Raw genomic sequence first — 16,140 nt, forward strand, 5'->3', positions numbered from 1 at the left:
CGGCGGCGGATAAGGTTCAGACCCACACGTCGTTGCGCGCGGTCAGGTCGCCGCCGGCTTCGCCGGTGTTGACCACGCCGCGCGGCTCGATGATGAGGGCATGGCATTCGTGTTCGGCGCGGGTGATGTGCTCGACGCCGCGCGGCACGACGTACATCTCGCCTTCGCCCAGCTCCACGTCGTGGTCGCGGAAGCCGATCTGCATGCGGCCGCGCACCACCATGAACACTTCGTCGGTGTGCTCGTGCGCATGCCAGACGAACTCGCCCTGCAGCTTGACCAGCTTGAACTGGTAGTCGTTCATCTCGGCGATCACGCGCGGCGACCAGTGCTCGCTGAAACGCGCGAGCTTGTCGGCTAGGTTGATCGCCTCGCGTGGCGCGGCGGACTCGGTCATGGCGATCCTTCGTCGAAGAGTTCCAGCGCGCGCGCCGGGATCCAGCCCTGTTCGCCGCGATCGTTCTCGGCCCACCACCACTGCGCGAGCTCGTAGTGCAGGGCCAGGATTTCGTCGGTCCGCGCGGCCAGTTCGCGGGTGTCGTAGTCGCTGAGCGCGGTGGCGGGGCCGCGTTCGCCGTCGAACAGCGCCGCCGGCACCCAGCCGCCGTGGCCTTCGTTGAGCACGGTCCAGACGAACTGCGGCCAGTCGCGATCGCGCTCGCCCAGGGTCACGCGCTGGCCGCGCGCGACCTGGATCGGCGGCCGATCCGGCACGCGGTGGCCGACGACGACGCGTGCGCGACGCATCGCCCTGCGCTCAGCCCGCCGCCAGCGCGCGCTTGGCCGCGGCGACGATGCGTTCCACGCTGGGCAGGTACTTCATTTCCAGGCGGAACAGCGGGATGTGGGTGTCGTAGCCGGTGACGCGCTCGACCGGCGCGAGCAGGTCGTACATCGACTCCTCGGCCAGGCGCGCGGCGATTTCGGCGCCGAAGCCGGCGGTCTTGGGCGCCTCGTGCACGATCACGCAGCGGCCGGTCTTGCTCACCGATTCGGCGATGGTGGCGAAGTCCAGCGGGCGCAGGGTGGCCACGTCGATCACCTCGGCGCTGATGCCTTCGCCGGCCAGCTTGTCGGCGGCTTCCAGCGCTTCCTTGACCTGCGCGCCCCAGCTGACCAGGGTCACGTCGCTGCCGTCGCGCAGCACGTAGCACACGTCCAGCGGCAGCGCCTCGCCGTCGTCGGCGACCACTTCCTTGTACTGGCGGTAGATGCGCTTGGGCTCCATGAAGATCACCGGATCCGGGTCTCGGATCGCGGCCAGTAGCAGGCCGTAGGCGCGCGCCGGCGAGGACGGCATGACCACGCGCAGGCCGGGCACGTTGGTGAAGATGGATTCGTTGGCTTCGCTGTGGTGCTCGGGCGCGCGGATGCCGCCGCCCCACGGCACGCGCAGCACCATCGGGCAGTGCAGACGGCCGCGCGTGCGGTAACGGAAGCGCGCGGCGTGGCAGATGATGTGATCGACCATCGGATACACGAAGCCGTCGAACTGCGATTCGGCGACCGGCTTCATGCCCTGCGCGGCCAGGCCGACGGTGAGGCCGGCGATGGTGGTTTCGTCCAGCGGCGTGTCTAGCACGCGCTCGGAACCGAACTGCTGCTGCAGGCCGGCGGTGGCGCGGAACACGCCGCCGTTCACGCCCACGTCCTCGCCCAGCACCAGCACGGTCTCGTCGGCGCGCATCTCGTAGGCCAGGGCCTGGGTGATGGCTTCGATCAGGGTGATCGCGACCGGCGCGGCCACGGCGTTGGCGGTCTCGACCTTCACTTTGGTATCGACGTTCATCGACGACCCTCCAAGGCCAGCGCGGCCGCACGTTGCGCGAGCAGATCCGGCGGCGGATCGGCGTACAGATAATCGAACATCGCCTCGACCGGCTGCACCGGGGTTTCCAGATAGGCGTTGATCTCGACGTCGACCTTCTTGCCGCATTCCTCGGCCCAGGCCTTCTCTTCGTCCTCGCTCCACAGGCCCTGCGCGGTCAGATAGGCGCGTAGGCGCGGCACCGGGTCGCGGGTCCAGGCCTCTTTGACTTCGGCTTCGCCGCGATAACGGCGGGCGTCGTCGGCGGTGGTGTGGTCGTGCAGGCGGTAGGTCATGAACTCGATCACGCTGCCGCCTTCGCCGTTGCGCGCGCGCTCGGCGGCGCGGCGCATGCCTTCCAGCACCGCGATCAGGTCGTTGCCGTCCACCTGCAGGCAGTGCAGGCCGCCGGCGATGCCCTTCTGGGCCAGGGTCTTGGCGCCGGTCTGGGCCGAACGCGGCACCGAGATCGCCCAGCCGTTGTTGATCACGCACAGGATCAGCGGCAACTGGTAGGCGCCGGCCGAGTTCAGCGCGGCGTAGAAGTCGGTCTTGGACGAACCGCCGTCGCCGCAGCAGGCCACGGCCAGGTTGTTTTCCTTGCGCAGCTTGAACGCGAGCGCGGCGCCGGCGGCGTGCAGGCACTGGGTGGAGATCGGCACGCACCAGGAGAAGTCTTTCCTGGGGCCGGAGAAGTCGTTGCCGCGCTCGTCGCCGCCCCAGTACAGCAGCACTTCGCGCGGCAGCACGCCGCGCATGAACTGCGCGCCGTACTCGCGGTAGCTGGGCGCGAACACGTCGTCGGGCAGCATCGAGGCGCCGATGCCGACGTGGGTGGCCTCGTGGCCCAGGCAGGCGGCGTAGGTGCCGAGCTTGCCGGTGCGTTGCAGCGCGATCGCCTTGGTGTCGAACACGCGCACGAACAGCATCTGCTTGAACAGCGGCAGCAGCTTGCTGGCGTCGCGGAACGCGGGCGGCAGTTCGGCGACGGGCTGGCCGTCGATGCCGAGGTATTGCAGGTATTCGATTTCGAACGTCGCGGCGACGGTCATCGCGGGGCAGTCCTGAATTGGGGATGGGGGAGGCCCGAACCTTCCCGCCCGGATCCAGTGCCGGCGCGCGGACCGTTCAGACTGGCTGGGTCCGCGGCGGCCGGTGAGGGCTTGCTGCGGACCTGGCGCTGTCGCAGCGGCCGCGGTGGCGGCTGTTGCGTGGTGCTGCGGATGATACCCAAACGCGTGTTAAGCGCCGTTGCGCGCTGCGGCATGCAAAAAATCGCGGAAACGACTAGGCGCGACTGCACGCGGGCGTACGGTGGGCCCCGTTTTGGGGGCGCTGCGCACCGCTTCGGGGTAGCAGCGGCGTGAGCCGCGACCGCGAAATCAAAGCGGCGGCGCTACACCGGAATCCGATTCGGCGCGGACGCGCGGGCTTGCGCGATCGCGGCTCACGCCGCTCCCACAGGGAGCAAGGGCAACCGCGGTCGAGGCAGCGGGCCGCACAAACGAAAAGGGCGCGGCTCGCGCCGCGCCCTTTCGTTCAAGCCTTGCTGCGGATCAGCGGCGGATCTGCACGCTGATGGTGTCGCTGTTGTTGCCGGCGACCGGGTCCGGGGTGGCGGCGCTGATGTTGGCGTCGAACACCAGGCTGCTGCCCACGGCCGGACGTTCCGGCACCACGACCGCCAGAGCGAACCACTGGGTACCGCGGTTCATGCTGCCGTTGCGGTTGCACTCGGCGCGGAAGCCGGTGGGCACCGCGGTGCGGGCGCAGGTCCAGCCGGCCGGGGCGGCGACCGCCGCGGACGAGACCGCGACGTTGCCGGTCAGCACCAGCTTGGGCTGGGCGGCGGCGTCCGGGCCGGCGTTGGTCACGGGCACCAGGAAGGTCGCGATCGCGCCCTTGCGCACCGGCAGCGCGCCGCCGGCGATCTGCACCGACAGGTCGGCCTGGGTGGTCACCACGACCTGCGCCGAGGCCTGGTTGTCGCCGTTGGCCGGGTCGCGGGTCTGCGACTGCGCGGCCACCGCCATGCGCAGCGGGGTGCCGCTGGCCAGGGCCGGCAGGACCACGTTCAAGGAGAACGTGGCCGAGGCCTGCGAGGCCAGGCTGGGCGTGGTGCAGGTGACGGTGGTGGTGGTCGCGTCCTGCACCGGTGCGGCGCAGGTCCAGCCGGCCGGAGCGGTCGCGACCGGCGCCACCAGGGCGTCGAACACGAAGGCCACGGCGGCGGCGTCGGCCGCGTTGGGACCGGCGTTGAACACGCCGGCGGTGTAGGTCGCCGTCTGGCCGGCGCGGGCGCTGGCCGGGCTGGCCGAGGCGCTCACCGCCAGGTCGGCGCTGCGGAAGCCAGGCACGCTCAGGACCAGACGCACCGGGTCGTGGTCGGACACGCGCAGCGGCTGGCTGGCATCGCCGAAGCGGAACACGCCGAAGTCGGCGTTGATGCGGGCGTGGTCGACCGACAGGCCGACGTTGTCCATCACCAGCGCCTCGTTGACCAGCACGTGGTCCAGAGTCTGCGCATTGCCTTCGAACACGTACGAGTAACGCTGGGCCGGATCGGCGATCAGCTGCGAGCCGTCGACGAAGATGCTGGTCAGCGGGCTGTCGACGTAGGTCAGGACCTGGTCTTCGGCGGCTTCCTCGCCCTTGATGATGCCCAGCACGTCGGTGTAGCCGTCGTTGAACTCGAAAGCGTTGAAGTCGCCGATCAGCACGATCTTCTCGTTCGGGTTGGCCTGCTGCATCTGCTCGATCAGGCCGGCCAGGTAGGCCGCCTGCGCGCCGCGCTTGGCGCGCACGCGCGCGCCCTCGGTGGACCAGCCGTTACCGCCGGAGGCGACATCGTCGATGCCGTTGAGCGAACGCAGGTGGTTGGCGATCACCGTGATCGGATACGACGCGCCGTTGTCCTGGTGCACGATCGCGCGCAGCAGCAGCGGCGGACGGTCGTTGAGCAGCGCGGTGCTGCCGTTCGGATTGGCGAAGGTCGCGTCCTTGCCGTACTGCACCACTTCCAGCACTTCCACGCGCGGCTGGCCGGCGCCGTTGTCGCGGGTGGCGACCAGGAAGCCGACGTTGATGCCGCCCGGGTCGTTGCCCGACACCAGGTAGGGCACGTAGGCCGGCGCGCTGGGGCAGTTGGCGTTGATGCGCTCGGCCAGGCGGCCGAGGATGCCGATGTTCTCGACTTCGACCACGCCCAGGATGTCGGGCGTCTTCAGGTACTGGCAGATCGCCGCCGAGGTCTTGCCCAGGCGCTTCTCCACCGCTTCGGGCTTCAGCGTCGGCGCGCCGTTGCTCTCGGCCACTTCGTCGAAGAAGCGCAGCAGGTTGAAGCCGCCGATGGTGATGTCTTCGTAGGCCGCGTCGGCCACCGCCTCGGGCTGCTTGCCGCCGGCGAAGGTCGGCGGCGTGGCGGTGTCGGGCAACAGCGCCCAGGTGCCGGCGAAGTAGTCGAGCACGCCGAGCAGGCCGGAGATCTGGGCCTGGCCGTCGACCGACAGCGGCAGCGCGCCGATCTGGCCGCGGCTGCGCACCATCAGGCGTTCTTGGTTGGTGTCGAAGCGCGGCGGGTTCTTGCCGGCCGGGATCGGGATCGTGTCCATGATGCCGATGCCGGGCTCGCGGAACGGCACCGCAACCTCGGGCAGGCGCACGTAGAACACGCCGTCGCTGGAGGAGTTGGCGTCGTCTTCGTCGATGCTGCCGTCGGTGCCGGAGATAGCGACCGACTGGGCCACGCTCACGCGCATCGCTTCCAGGCGTTCCAGCGTGCCCGGGGTGGCGTTGGCGCCGAGCTCGGCCGAGCTCAGTTCGACCGCGGCGGGCAGGGCGACGCCGGTTTCCAGCAGCTCCACCGTCGGCGAGACCAGTTCGGTGATGCTGAGCTGGTTCGGATTCGAGGGCGGGGTGAACTCGTCGACCTTGGCGGTCACGCGCACGCGGTTACCAACCGCGGCGCTGGCCGGCGGCGCGGCGCCGGTGAACACGAACACCGCTTCGGAGGTGGCCGGGTTGCCGTCGTCGTTGGCGCTTTGCAGGAAGAAGCCGTTGTTGAACTTGCGCGCGGTGACGATGCCCTCGGTGACCACGAGCTTGTCGTCGTAGGCCGAGAGCAGGCCGGCGCCCTGGATCTGGGCGATGGTCAGCGCGACCGGCGGATCCGGCGGGTTCGGCGGCGCGGTGCCGGTGTTGCGCGGGGTCGGCGCGCCGGTGCTGAAGTCGGCGCTGTTGTTGCCGGTGTCGGTGGCGCCGTCGTTCTTGCGCAGCGCGGCCGTGGAGTTGGTCAGCGTCGCGGTGGGCGCCGTCTCCGAGCAGTTGGCGGCGGTTCCGTAACCGACGAAGTCGACCACGGTGGCGCCGCCGACCGGGCAGGCGCCGCTCAGCGACACGTTGTTGTTGACCAGCGCGACCTTGCCGGCGGTGCCGGCCATGGCCAGGGTGCCGGTCGCGTCGGGCGTGGGCAGGTCCACGGTGCCGCCGGCGCCGTCGGCCTGCTTGATGAGGTAGTAGCCGCCCGCCGGAATGCTGCCGGTCAGCGGTGTGCGCGCCCAGGTGGCGCCGGCGGAAGACGCGTATTGCACGCTCCATCCGCTCAGGTCGACCGCCGTGGCGCCGTTATTGCGCAATTCGATGAAGTCGCTTTTCAGCGTGGCACCGGAATTGCCGCCCCCGCCGTAGACCTGACTGACCACGACTTGCGCATGCGCGCCGCCGGCCATCAGGAACGTCAAAGCCACGGCCGCCAGGCGGCCTAAGAACTTGTCCATGTTTTTCCCCGTTGGATGCCGCCCGCCCAAAGATTCCCCAGGAATGCTCCCCTGACGCGGGCTGGCAAGATTGTGCATCAATCGTCACAAATCGGCATTTCAGAGGCATGACGGCATACCATACGGTGATGGGGGTGGACCGTCCGGAAGGTGTGCGCTGCGGTACCCTTTGCGCCCCTAAGCGAGAACCGCGATGACCGTCGAGAAGAACCAGCGCGAACTGGAGACCGGAATCCACACCGATCTGCAGGGGCGGATCACCTATGCGGGCTATCTGCAGCTGGATCGCCTGCTGTCGGCCCAGCACGGCCGCTCCGACCCGCCGCACCACGACGAATTGCTGTTCATCATTCAGCACCAGGTGTCGGAGCTGTGGATGAAGCTGATCATCCACGAGCTCAGCGCGGCCATCGAACACCTGCGCAACGACCAGGTCTGGCAGTGCCAGAAGGTGCTCGCGCGCTGCAAGCAGGTGCTGCGCCAGCTGACCGAGCAGTGGTCGGTGCTGGAGACCCTGACGCCGTCGGAATACATGGGCTTCCGCGACACCCTGGGGCCGTCCTCGGGCTTCCAGTCGCTGCAGTACCGGCGCATCGAATTCATGCTGGGCAACAAGAACGAGGGCATGCTGCGGGTGTTCGGGCACGATCCCCAGGCCCAGGCCGAACTCGAAAGCGCGCTGGCCGCGCCCAGTCTCTACGACGAATTCCTGATGTACCTGGCGCGTTTCGGTCACGCGATCCCGGCCGCGCACCTGCAGCGCGACTGGCGCCAGCCGCATGTGGCCGATCCGGCCCTGCAGCCGGTGTTCGAACGCATCTATGAAAACACCGATGTGTACTGGCGCGAGTACGCGCTGTGCGAGGACCTGGTCGACGTCGAAACCCAGTTCCAGCTTTGGCGTTTCCGCCATATGCGCACGGTGCTGCGCATCATCGGCTTCAAGCGCGGCACCGGCGGTTCCAGCGGCGTGGGCTTCCTCAAGCAGGCGCTGGAACTGACCTTCTTCCCGGAGCTGTTCGAAGTGCGCACCAGCATCGGCCCGGGCGGCGCGATCGTGCCGTGAGCGCGCGCGTGCACGAGTGCGTCGGCGCCTTGTTGGTGTGCGACGGGCGCGTGCTGCTGGGCCGGCGCACGGCCGACCGCGAATTTCTCGCCGGTGCCTGGGACGTGCTGGGCGGCCATAGCGAGGACGGCGAGAGCGAAATCGACACCTTGATGCGCGAATTGGACGAGGAGGCCGGCGTGGTGCCCACGCGCTGGCGACGCCTGGACACCCTCGAGGGCGTGCAGCCCACGCCCTGGCGCCTGCATCTGTATGCGGTCACGCAGTGGCGCGGCGAGCCCTGCAACCGGCAGCCGGACGAGCACGAGGAATTGCGCTGGTGCACGGCGCAGGAGGCGGCGCGCCACCTCGCTGCGGCGCATCCGGCGTTCGCGCGCCTGCTGGGCGAGGCGCTGGCGGCCGAGGGGGCTTGAAGCGGGCGGGCGCGGGCACTGGGCTGAGATCGTCGACCGCGCAATCGCGCGCCGACGGCGCGCACGCGGCGGGCGCCGCATGCCGCGCTAGGCATTCGTTCATCCGGTCCGCAGGGTCCGCGTCGGCCCGAGGGCAGCGCTGCATGTCCCAGCCAGGCGCAAGCCCAGCGGCGGGATTCGGCAAAATCGCTTCCCGTTCAGGCATTTTCGCGCGACGCGCGGCGCCGATTGCTGCGCCGCAGCAATACGCGAGCGTCTTCACAAAGGTTTGACGGGACCGACAGCACCCGGTAAATCTCCCCGATCCCGTGCCGCCGGCAAGGGTCATCTCATTCAGTTTCGACACACGGGGGACACCGCATGAGCGGAGCCGCAACGACGACGGGCGAAACGCCCATTCCGGAATTCAAGCAGGTCCTGGGGCATCCCAAGCCTCTATGGATGCTGTTCATGTCCGAATTCTGGGAACGCTTCGCGTTCTACGGCATCCGCTGGGCGATGGTCCTGTACATCGTGGCGCAGTTCCACGGCGGCGACGCCGGCTACGAAAAGCCCGCCAGCGAGCTCTACGGCGCCTACCTGGCGCTGGTCTACGCCTCGGCGATCTTCGGCGGCTGGATCGCCGACAAGCTGATCGGCTACCAACGCTCGATTCTGCTCGGCGCCTTGATCATGGCGACCGGCCTGTTCCTGCTGGCCTCGCCCACCGAGACCATGTTCAAGCTCGGCCTGGCCACGATCATCGTCGGCAACGGCCTGTTCAAGCCGATCATCTCGACCATGGTCGGCAAGCTCTACCTGCAGGGCGATGGCCGCCGCGATTCGGGCTTCACCATCTTCTACATGGGCATCAACCTGGGCGCGTTCCTGGCGCCGTTGATCACCCAGTACCTGGCCCAGAAGGTGTTCGGCGTCAACGACACGCCGGCCTACAAGGTGGTGTTCATCGCCGCCGGCGTCGGCATGGTGCTGAGCCTGATCTGGTTCTGGTTCGGTCGCGCCCAGCTCAAGGGCATCGGCCTGCCGCCCGCGGACAAGACCAGCCTGACCCGTTCCTTCATGGTCCTGGCCGGCGCGGCGCTGATCGCGATTCCGATCTTCTTCTTCCTGCTGACCATCAACGCGATGGTGCTGCAGTACATCCTGATCGCGCTGCTGATCGTGCCGGCCATCATGCTGGTGGTGGAAGGCATCCGCGAGGGCAAGGTCTCGCGCGACAAGGTGATCGCGATGCTGATCATCCTGACCTTCAACGTGTTCTTCTGGTGCTTCTTCGAACAGGCCGGCAGCTCGTTCAACTTCCTGGCCGAGAAGATCGTCGACCGCAACATCGGCTTCGAGAGCCTGTTCCAGGCGCTGGCCGGCGGCACGCAGTTCCCGGTGTCGTGGTTCCAGAGCGTGAACTCGGTGGCCATCATCACCCTGGCACCGGTGATCGCCTGGATCTGGGTGCGCATGGGCCGCGCCAATCCCTCGATCCCGCGCAAGTTCGGCCTGGGCCTGATCTTCAACGGCCTGGCCTTCCTGCTGCTGATGTTCGCGCTGGTCAACCTGATCGCGCCGGACACCGGCAAGATCCCGTTCTGGACCCTGTTCGCGGTGTACTGGATCCAGTCGGTGGGCGAGCTGTGCCTGTCGCCGATCGGTCTGTCGATGGTGACCAAGCTGGCGCCGGCGCGCCTGACCGGCTTCGCCATGGGCGCCTGGTTCCTGTCGATCGCGATCGGCAACAACCTCGCCGGCATCTTCGCCGGTCAGGCCAGCGGCGAGACCGGCATGACCACGGCTTCGGCGCTGACCGCCTACACCATGGGCTTCTACATCCTGGCCGGCGCGGGCCTGCTGCTGTTCCTGATCGCCCCGCTGATCAACCGGTTGATGCACGGCGTCAAGTAAGCGCCGTCGCCCGCAGCCGTACCCCTAGGCGCCACGGCCGGAGAGCTCCGGCCGTGGCGTCGCCGCATTCGCAACCCGCTATCGCATGAGCGCCTTCCGATGACCGTCAGCAAACACGTCGAACCCGAATTCATCGCACCGCCGCCGGGCGAACTGGTCGGCCACCCGCGCGCGCTGTGGATGCTGTTCGGCGCCGAGATGTGGGAGCGCTTCGCCTACTACGGCATGCGCGCGCTGCTGGCCGTGTACGTGGCCAGCACCTTTTTCAGCCTGCTGCCGGAAGGCGAGGCGCGTGCTCAGGCCAGCCTGACCTACGGCGCCTACACCGCACTGATCTACGCGACCGGCCTGTTCGGCGGCTTCATCGCCGACCGCTACCTGGGCTACCGGCCGTCGATCGTGCTCGGCGGCGCGATCATGGCCGTGGGGCTGTTCCTGCTGATGATTCCGCAGCTGACCTGGTTCCTGCTGGGCCTGGCGGTGATCGTGGTCGGCAATGGTTTGTTCAAGCCCAATATCTCGACCATAGTCGGACGCCTGTATGCGCCGGCCGATCCGCGCCGCGACTCGGGCTTCACCATTTTCTACATGGGCATCAATATCGGCGGCGCGCTCGCGCCGCTGGTGTGCGGCGTCATCATCGGCGAGCGCTTCGGCTATCGCTGGGGTTTCTTCGCCGCCGGTGTGGGCATGATCTTGGGCCTGATGATGTTCCATTGGCTGCGCGGCCAGCTCGGCCGCATCGGCGAATCGCCGGTACCCGCGCTCAACCGCGCGCGTTTGATCAAGGTGCTGCTGGGCTGCATCGCCGCGGTGCCCGTGGTCTACCTGATGCTCAGCCGCACCCAGATCGTCGGCTACATCCTGCTGGCGATGATGATAGGTCTGAGCGTGTACTTCATCGGCGGCAGCCTGCGCAGCGGCGACAAGGTACAGATGCACCGCTACACCGCGATGCTGCTGCTGTTTCTGGCCAAGATCCTGTTCTGGGGCATGTTCGAGCAGGCCGGCTCGTCGCTGAATTTCTTCGCCAAGGACCACGTCGACGCGCCGTTCAACTTCGCTTTGTTCCAGTCGGCCAACTCGGTGTTCATCATCGCGCTGGCGCCGCTGTTCGCCTGGGCCTGGCCGCGCCTGGACGCGCGTGGTTGGAACCCGTCGGTGCCGCGCAAGTTCGCGCTGGCGCTACTGCTGGTCGCGGTGGGCTTCTCGGTCCTGATCGCCGGCATCGCCTACATGGCCGACGGCAGCGGGCGCATTCCCTGGGAAATGCTGGTGCTGGCCTACCTGTTCAACACCATGGGCGAGCTGTGCCTGTCGCCGATCGGCCTGTCGATGGTGTCCAAGCTGGCCGCGCCCAAGGACACCGGCATGGCGATGGGCGCCTGGTTCCTGTGCTCGGCGATCGGCAACTACGTCGCCGGTCTGGTCGCGGCGGTGGCGTCGGGCGGCGATCTGGGCGGCTTGGCGCAGTACTCGGCCACCTATACCCACATCGCTTACGCGGGCTTCGGCATGGGCGTGGCCTTCCTGCTGTTCGCGCCGTTCATCAACAAGTTGATGCATGGGGTGAAGTAGGCCATCGGAGGTCGTTTCGCATCTGTTCGATCGGATCCGGTCTTGGAGGCCGTATGACGCGCGCTGAATGGTTCGAACCCAAATGGCTGTGGCTGAAGCGTTTCGCACTGGCGGCGGGCTTGGGGCTAGTCCTCATGATCGTCGGCATTCCGACCGATGTGGTGGCGCTTACGTTCGTCGGCATCCTGTTGGCCGCGCCCTTGTTCTTCTGGCTCATGTTCATTCCCGTCCTGCATTGGAAGGATCGTTACATCGGCGGCGCGAGCAACGTATGGGGCGCGTTCCTGGTGTTCGAGACCTCTGGCTGGTCGAAGCTGTTCTATTGGTTCATCCACGTGCTGCCGGATCGGAGGCGGTCCGGGCAGTACGCGGACGCTCCTTGAGGCTGGATCATCGGCCATCGTCGATGCGCACGGCCTTGGCGGAGATACGGGAGCCGCAACCCGCTGCCTGAAGGGGAGTTCAGCCGCTGGCCGCAGGAGCAGCCGACGGCAGCGATGGATACGCCCTGGTCGCCGATCGGCTTGGCCCGAGCGGGCATTGGATGTTCAATGTGAACATGATCGAAGCCAGCCCCGAGGACCGACTGCCGCTGTGGCGCGCTTATTCGGAGTTCTTCCTCGATACCGAAATCGACGAGCCTACTTACGCCTACATCGCCCGGACGGTGGCCGAGTCCGGGCTGAGCCGGAGCGAGGCCGAGGCGGTGCTGTGGAACGAGGTGTTCCCGGCGCTGCACGCGAACTTGCGCAATCACCTGGGCGTCTGGGACGGCTGGCCGGACGAGTGGTTGCTGGCGCATCTGCGCATCGCCTCGGGGCCGGCCGTGCGCTCCGGACCGCGCGCCACGGTCGCCGAGATCGAGCGTTGCTGGAATCGGATGCGCGCGTACTGGCCCGAGCCGCAAAGCGACTGAGCCGCCTGCGCTAGTCGCCCAGCGCCACCGCGCGCACGCCCGAATGTCCGCGCACGAAGGCCGCGGCCAGGCGCAGGGTGGCTTCGCCGTCGCGATCGCCGCGCAGCGCGCGCACCAGCCGCGCGGGCGTGGTGCCGGTCCAGCGGCTCAGGTCGTGAGTGGCGTGGGCCTGATCGCTGTAACCATGGCGCGCGGCGGCATCGGCGATCTCGGCGCGTTCTTCGTCCAGGCTGCGCAATAGGGCTTGCAGGCGCCGCACCCGCGCGTACTCCTTCGCGGTCATGCCGACCGCGGCCAGGAAACGCGCCTGCAGGTTGCGCAGGCCCAGGCCGGCGGTGCGCGCGAGTTCGGCGATGCGCAGGTCGCCGTCGTGTTGGTCCAACTGCGCGAGCGCCTGTTCGATCGCGGCGTCCGGCGGTTGGGCGGCCGCGCGCTGCGCGAGCAGCGCCCACATCGCGTCGACGCCGTGTCCGGCGACGCAGGCGTGGGCGGCCTCGGCGAAGGCCGCGGCGAAGCCCGGGTCGAGCTCGCGCAGGTCGGGGATGCGATCGCGCAACGCGGCCAGGCGCGCGCCGGCGACCAAGGTCGAGCCGGCCGGGGTCAGGCGCACGCCCAGGCAATGCACCGGTCCGGTCGGCTGCAGGCGGATCGGGCCGCGTTGCTGAGCGGCGAACAACAGCGGCGCCTGCAACTGGGAGTCGCCGTTGGCGCCGTACAGGCGCATCGGCGCGCCCAGGTGCGCGATCAGTTCGCAGCGGCCGTCGGCATAGATCGCCTGCACTTCGGGCGCGGGCGCGTCGTCGCGCAGCCGCCACAGGCATTGCACGTGGCGGCTCAGCGATGGCGGTACGGGCTGCTCGCTGTAGTCCATGCCACCATCAAAGCCCGAGCCTGCGCGTTTTTACAAGCCGATCGCGGTGCGCCGAGGCTAGCGTGGCGGTCAATCGATCACGAAAAGGGGAAGCCGATGAATTTCGCCGCGAGTCTGTTGGGCCTGGGGTTGCTGCTGGCCGTGTCGCCGACGCCCGCCAGTGAAGCCGCCGCCGATCTGGGCTGGATGGCCGGGCACTGGTGCAGCGAAGCCGACGGGGAACGCATCGACGAGACCTGGCTGCCGGCGGTGGGCGGGCGCCTGTACGGGGTGTCGCGCACCGCGCGCGGCGAGCGCGTCGGCAGTTTCGAGTTCCTACGCATCGAGCCCGTGGACGGCGTATCGACGTATCTGGCCCAGCCCGGCGGCGGCAAGGCGACCGCATTCCGGCGCAGCGAGGGCGGGCCGAATCGGGTTCGGTTCGAGAACCTTGCGCACGATTTTCCGCAGCGCATCGAGTACCGGCGCGAGGGCGAGCGGCTGCACGCGGAGATCGCGGGGCCAGGGCGGGAGGGGAAGGAGCTGCGGATCGCGTTCGAGTACCGGCGTTGCGGGGAGTAGGTTCTGCCCGGACACCGCATCGCCCTCGACCTGAGGCGCTGTGGCGATGCGGTTCGCCTTCGGCTCACCGCATCCTACGAAGCTCACAGCTCTCCGTGTTGCGGGAGAGGGGCTAACGCGTAGGCGCGATGAGAGGCGTACGCGCGATGGGAGTTCCTTCTCCCGCTKGCGGGAGAAGGTGCCCGAAGGGCGGATGAGGGCGGCGCACGCGGYWGGCGTTGCGCGCCTGCGTCGGCCCTCACCCCAACCCCTCTCCCGCGAGCGGGAGAGGGGCTAACGCGTAGGCGCGATGAGAGGCGTAAGCGCGATGGGAGTCCCTTCTCCCGCGAGCGGGAGAGGGGCTTGAATACAGCGCCAGCTAGCTCACCCCGCCACCGGCAACTCCGCCTCGGCGCGAATCTCCAGCTCATCCAGCCGATCCAGCAAGCGGAACAGCAATTCGCGCTCGGCGCCGTCCATGCCGTCCAGCAGGCGGCGCTCGAAGGCCAGCGCCAGCGGCGCGACCTCGTCGTAGATCTTGTAGCCGTCCGGCGACAGCTGCAGCACCGAGCGGCGGCGGTCGTCGTCGTGGGTCTCGCGGGCCAGGCGGCCGGCCTCGATCAGGCGCGCCACCGCGCGGCTGACCGCGACCTTGTCCATGGCCGTGCGCTGGGCGACCTCGTTGGCCGACAGGCCCGGATAGCGGCCCAGCACGGCCATCACCCGCCATTCGGTCACGCTCAGGGCGAAGCGCTCGGAGTAGACCCGCGCGATCGCGCTGCTGACCCGGTTGGACAGCACCGACAGGCGGTAGGGCAGGAAATGCTCGAGGTCGAGCTCGGCATGGCGGGGTCGGGGCTTGTTCATGCTGCGCTGTACCTTGCTTGCATATGGTTTCATATGAAACTATAACGGCTCTTCGCACCAGGCCGTCCCGCGCGGGTCCGGCCGCTACCTGAGAACAATGCCATGAATGCGCAGCCCAACCTCGGCATGCAGGTCACCACCTTCGAAAATCCGCTGGGTATCGACGGCTTCGAGTTCGTCGAGTTCGCCGCCCCGGCCGGTCAGGGCGAAATGCTGCACGACTACTTCCGCAAGCTCGGCTTCACCGCCGTGCTGCACCACAAGACCCGTCCGATCACGGTCTACCGCCAGGGCGGGGTCAACTTCCTGGTCAACGAAGACCCGGACAGCTTCGCCGCCGACTTCGCGCGCGCGCACGGCCCCAGCGCCTGCGGCTTCGCGATCCGCTTCCAGCAGCCCGGCACCACCGTCCTCGATGCCGTGCTCGGCAACGGCGGCGAGGCGATCGTCGACCAGGCCGACAGCCGCGCGGTCGACGCGCCGGTGGTCAAGGGCATCGGCGACTGCATGCTGTACCTGGTCGACCGTTACGGCGACAAGGGCAACGTGTACGAGGACTACCTGCCGGTGCAGGGCGCGCCGCAGAATCCGGCCGGTTTCGGTCTGACCTTCATCGACCACCTCACCCACAACCTCTACTTCGGCAACATGCAGAAGTGGTCGGACTATTACGAGCGCTTGTTCAACTTCCGCGAGATCCGCTACTTCGACATCAAGGGCGCCAAGACCGGCCTGGTGTCCAAGGCGATGACCGCGCCGGACGGCGTGGTGCGCATTCCGCTCAACGAGTCCAGCGATCCCAAGTCGCAGATCAACGAATACCTCGACGCCTACAAGGGCGAGGGCATCCAGCACATCGCCTGTTTCACCGACAACATCTACGACACGGTGGAAGCGATGCGCGCGCAGGGCGTGGAGTTCCTGGACACTCCGGACACCTACTTCGACGTGATCGATCAGCGCGTGCCCAACCACGGCGAGGACGTGCCGCGCCTGGCCAAGAACAAGATCCTGATCGACGCCGACCCGGAGACCCACCAGCGCAAACTGCTGCAGATCTTCACCCAGAACGCGATCGGTCCGATCTTCTTCGAGATCATCCAGCGCAAGGGCAACGAGGGCTTCGGCGAGGGCAACTTCCAGGCCCTGTTCGAGAGCATCGAACGCGACCAGATGCGCCGCGGGGTGCTCTAAGCTCGGCGCTTCAAGCCCCTCTCCGTCGGAAGAGGGGTGGGAGAGGGGCGGGACATGGCCGTACGCTCAAATCCGCCTCTCCCCACTGTCAGGATGGATGAACACCGAAGCGGTGGTCGAGGCGACCCTCTGGGCCCTCGGCGGCCGGACCCTCGCCCCAACCCCTCTCCCGCAGGGAGTGGGGCTCTAAGCTCCAGAGCGCAATCGCCATGAACAC

Annotated in this window: 15 protein-coding genes; 8 read left to right on the forward strand and 7 right to left on the reverse strand. The window is 68.1% G+C overall.

Annotated elements, in window-relative coordinates:
- Window positions 1-16: 16 nt before the first annotated feature.
- The 5 genes from ASD69_RS13360 to ASD69_RS13380 all read right to left on the reverse strand — a co-directional run bounded on the left by ASD69_RS13360 (window position 17) and on the right by ASD69_RS13380 (window position 6,582).
- On the reverse strand, window positions 17-397 hold the full coding sequence (locus tag ASD69_RS13360) for a cupin domain-containing protein (RefSeq protein WP_056178711.1): 381 nt from the start codon (window positions 395-397) through the stop codon (window positions 17-19).
- On the reverse strand, window positions 394-747 hold the full coding sequence (locus tag ASD69_RS13365; RefSeq protein ID WP_056178715.1) for an SH3 domain-containing protein: 354 nt from the start codon (window positions 745-747) through the stop codon (window positions 394-396). The genes ASD69_RS13360 and ASD69_RS13365 overlap by 4 nt, the downstream gene beginning before the upstream one ends.
- Before the next feature lie 10 nt (window positions 748-757).
- The gene (locus tag ASD69_RS13370; RefSeq protein ID WP_056178718.1) at window positions 758-1,789 is read right to left on the reverse strand and encodes an alpha-ketoacid dehydrogenase subunit beta; all 1,032 of its coding nucleotides are present in this window, start codon (window positions 1,787-1,789) and stop codon (window positions 758-760) included.
- The gene (pdhA, locus tag ASD69_RS13375) at window positions 1,786-2,859 is read right to left on the reverse strand and encodes a pyruvate dehydrogenase (acetyl-transferring) E1 component subunit alpha (RefSeq protein WP_056178721.1); all 1,074 of its coding nucleotides are present in this window, start codon (window positions 2,857-2,859) and stop codon (window positions 1,786-1,788) included. The genes ASD69_RS13370 and pdhA overlap by 4 nt, the downstream gene beginning before the upstream one ends.
- Before the next feature lie 504 nt (window positions 2,860-3,363).
- Window positions 3,364-6,582 carry a lamin tail domain-containing protein gene (locus tag ASD69_RS13380; protein ID WP_056178724.1) on the reverse strand — a complete coding sequence of 1,073 codons (3,219 nt, stop codon included), beginning with the start codon at window positions 6,580-6,582 and terminating at the stop codon, window positions 3,364-3,366.
- Between the two features lie 193 nt (window positions 6,583-6,775).
- Here ASD69_RS13380 and ASD69_RS13385 point away from each other — a divergent pair, with 193 nt between their 5' ends.
- From ASD69_RS13385 to ASD69_RS13410, 6 genes are all read left to right on the forward strand, one after another.
- Entirely contained in the window at window positions 6,776-7,648 is an 873-nt protein-coding gene (locus ASD69_RS13385) for a tryptophan 2,3-dioxygenase family protein (protein ID WP_056178727.1), read from the forward strand.
- Window positions 7,645-8,061 (forward strand): NUDIX domain-containing protein, encoded by a 417-nt coding sequence (locus tag ASD69_RS13390; RefSeq protein WP_056178730.1) that lies wholly within the window; start codon window positions 7,645-7,647, stop codon window positions 8,059-8,061. Before ASD69_RS13385 ends, ASD69_RS13390 begins: the two co-directional genes overlap by 4 nt.
- 360 nt (window positions 8,062-8,421) lie before the next feature.
- A complete protein-coding gene (locus tag ASD69_RS13395; protein WP_056178732.1) occupies window positions 8,422-9,957 on the forward strand; it encodes an oligopeptide:H+ symporter in 1,536 nt (511 codons plus the stop codon).
- Between the two features lie 99 nt (window positions 9,958-10,056).
- A complete protein-coding gene (locus tag ASD69_RS13400; protein ID WP_056178736.1) occupies window positions 10,057-11,535 on the forward strand; it encodes an oligopeptide:H+ symporter in 1,479 nt (492 codons plus the stop codon).
- A 53-nt stretch (window positions 11,536-11,588) separates the two neighbouring features.
- A complete protein-coding gene (locus tag ASD69_RS13405) occupies window positions 11,589-11,918 on the forward strand; it encodes a hypothetical protein (protein ID WP_056178739.1) in 330 nt (109 codons plus the stop codon).
- Between the two features lie 170 nt (window positions 11,919-12,088).
- Entirely contained in the window at window positions 12,089-12,451 is a 363-nt protein-coding gene (locus ASD69_RS13410) for a hypothetical protein (RefSeq protein ID WP_200943993.1), read from the forward strand.
- Window positions 12,452-12,461: 10 nt separating this feature from the next.
- On the opposite strand, the gene ASD69_RS13415 is transcribed toward ASD69_RS13410, so the two are convergent.
- The gene (locus ASD69_RS13415) at window positions 12,462-13,322 is read right to left on the reverse strand and encodes a helix-turn-helix transcriptional regulator (protein ID WP_056178742.1); all 861 of its coding nucleotides are present in this window, start codon (window positions 13,320-13,322) and stop codon (window positions 12,462-12,464) included.
- A gap of 96 nt (window positions 13,323-13,418) precedes the next feature.
- Here ASD69_RS13415 and ASD69_RS13420 point away from each other — a divergent pair, with 96 nt between their 5' ends.
- Window positions 13,419-13,883: a DUF6265 family protein gene (locus ASD69_RS13420; protein WP_056178746.1), complete on the forward strand. Its 465-nt coding sequence runs from the start codon at window positions 13,419-13,421 to the stop codon at window positions 13,881-13,883.
- 363 nt (window positions 13,884-14,246) lie between these two features.
- Here ASD69_RS13420 and ASD69_RS13425 read toward each other — a convergent pair whose 3' ends face one another.
- Window positions 14,247-14,729: a MarR family transcriptional regulator gene (locus ASD69_RS13425; RefSeq protein ID WP_056178748.1), complete on the reverse strand. Its 483-nt coding sequence runs from the start codon at window positions 14,727-14,729 to the stop codon at window positions 14,247-14,249.
- A gap of 102 nt (window positions 14,730-14,831) precedes the next feature.
- Here ASD69_RS13425 and hppD point away from each other — a divergent pair, with 102 nt between their 5' ends.
- Window positions 14,832-15,923, forward strand: coding sequence for a 4-hydroxyphenylpyruvate dioxygenase (gene hppD, locus ASD69_RS13430; RefSeq protein ID WP_056178751.1), 1,092 nt, complete (start codon window positions 14,832-14,834; stop codon window positions 15,921-15,923).
- The last annotated feature ends 217 nt before the right edge of the window (window positions 15,924-16,140 follow it).

Source organism: Lysobacter sp. Root604 (assembly GCF_001427505.1).
Classification (GTDB): Bacteria; Pseudomonadota; Gammaproteobacteria; order Xanthomonadales; family Xanthomonadaceae; genus Lysobacter.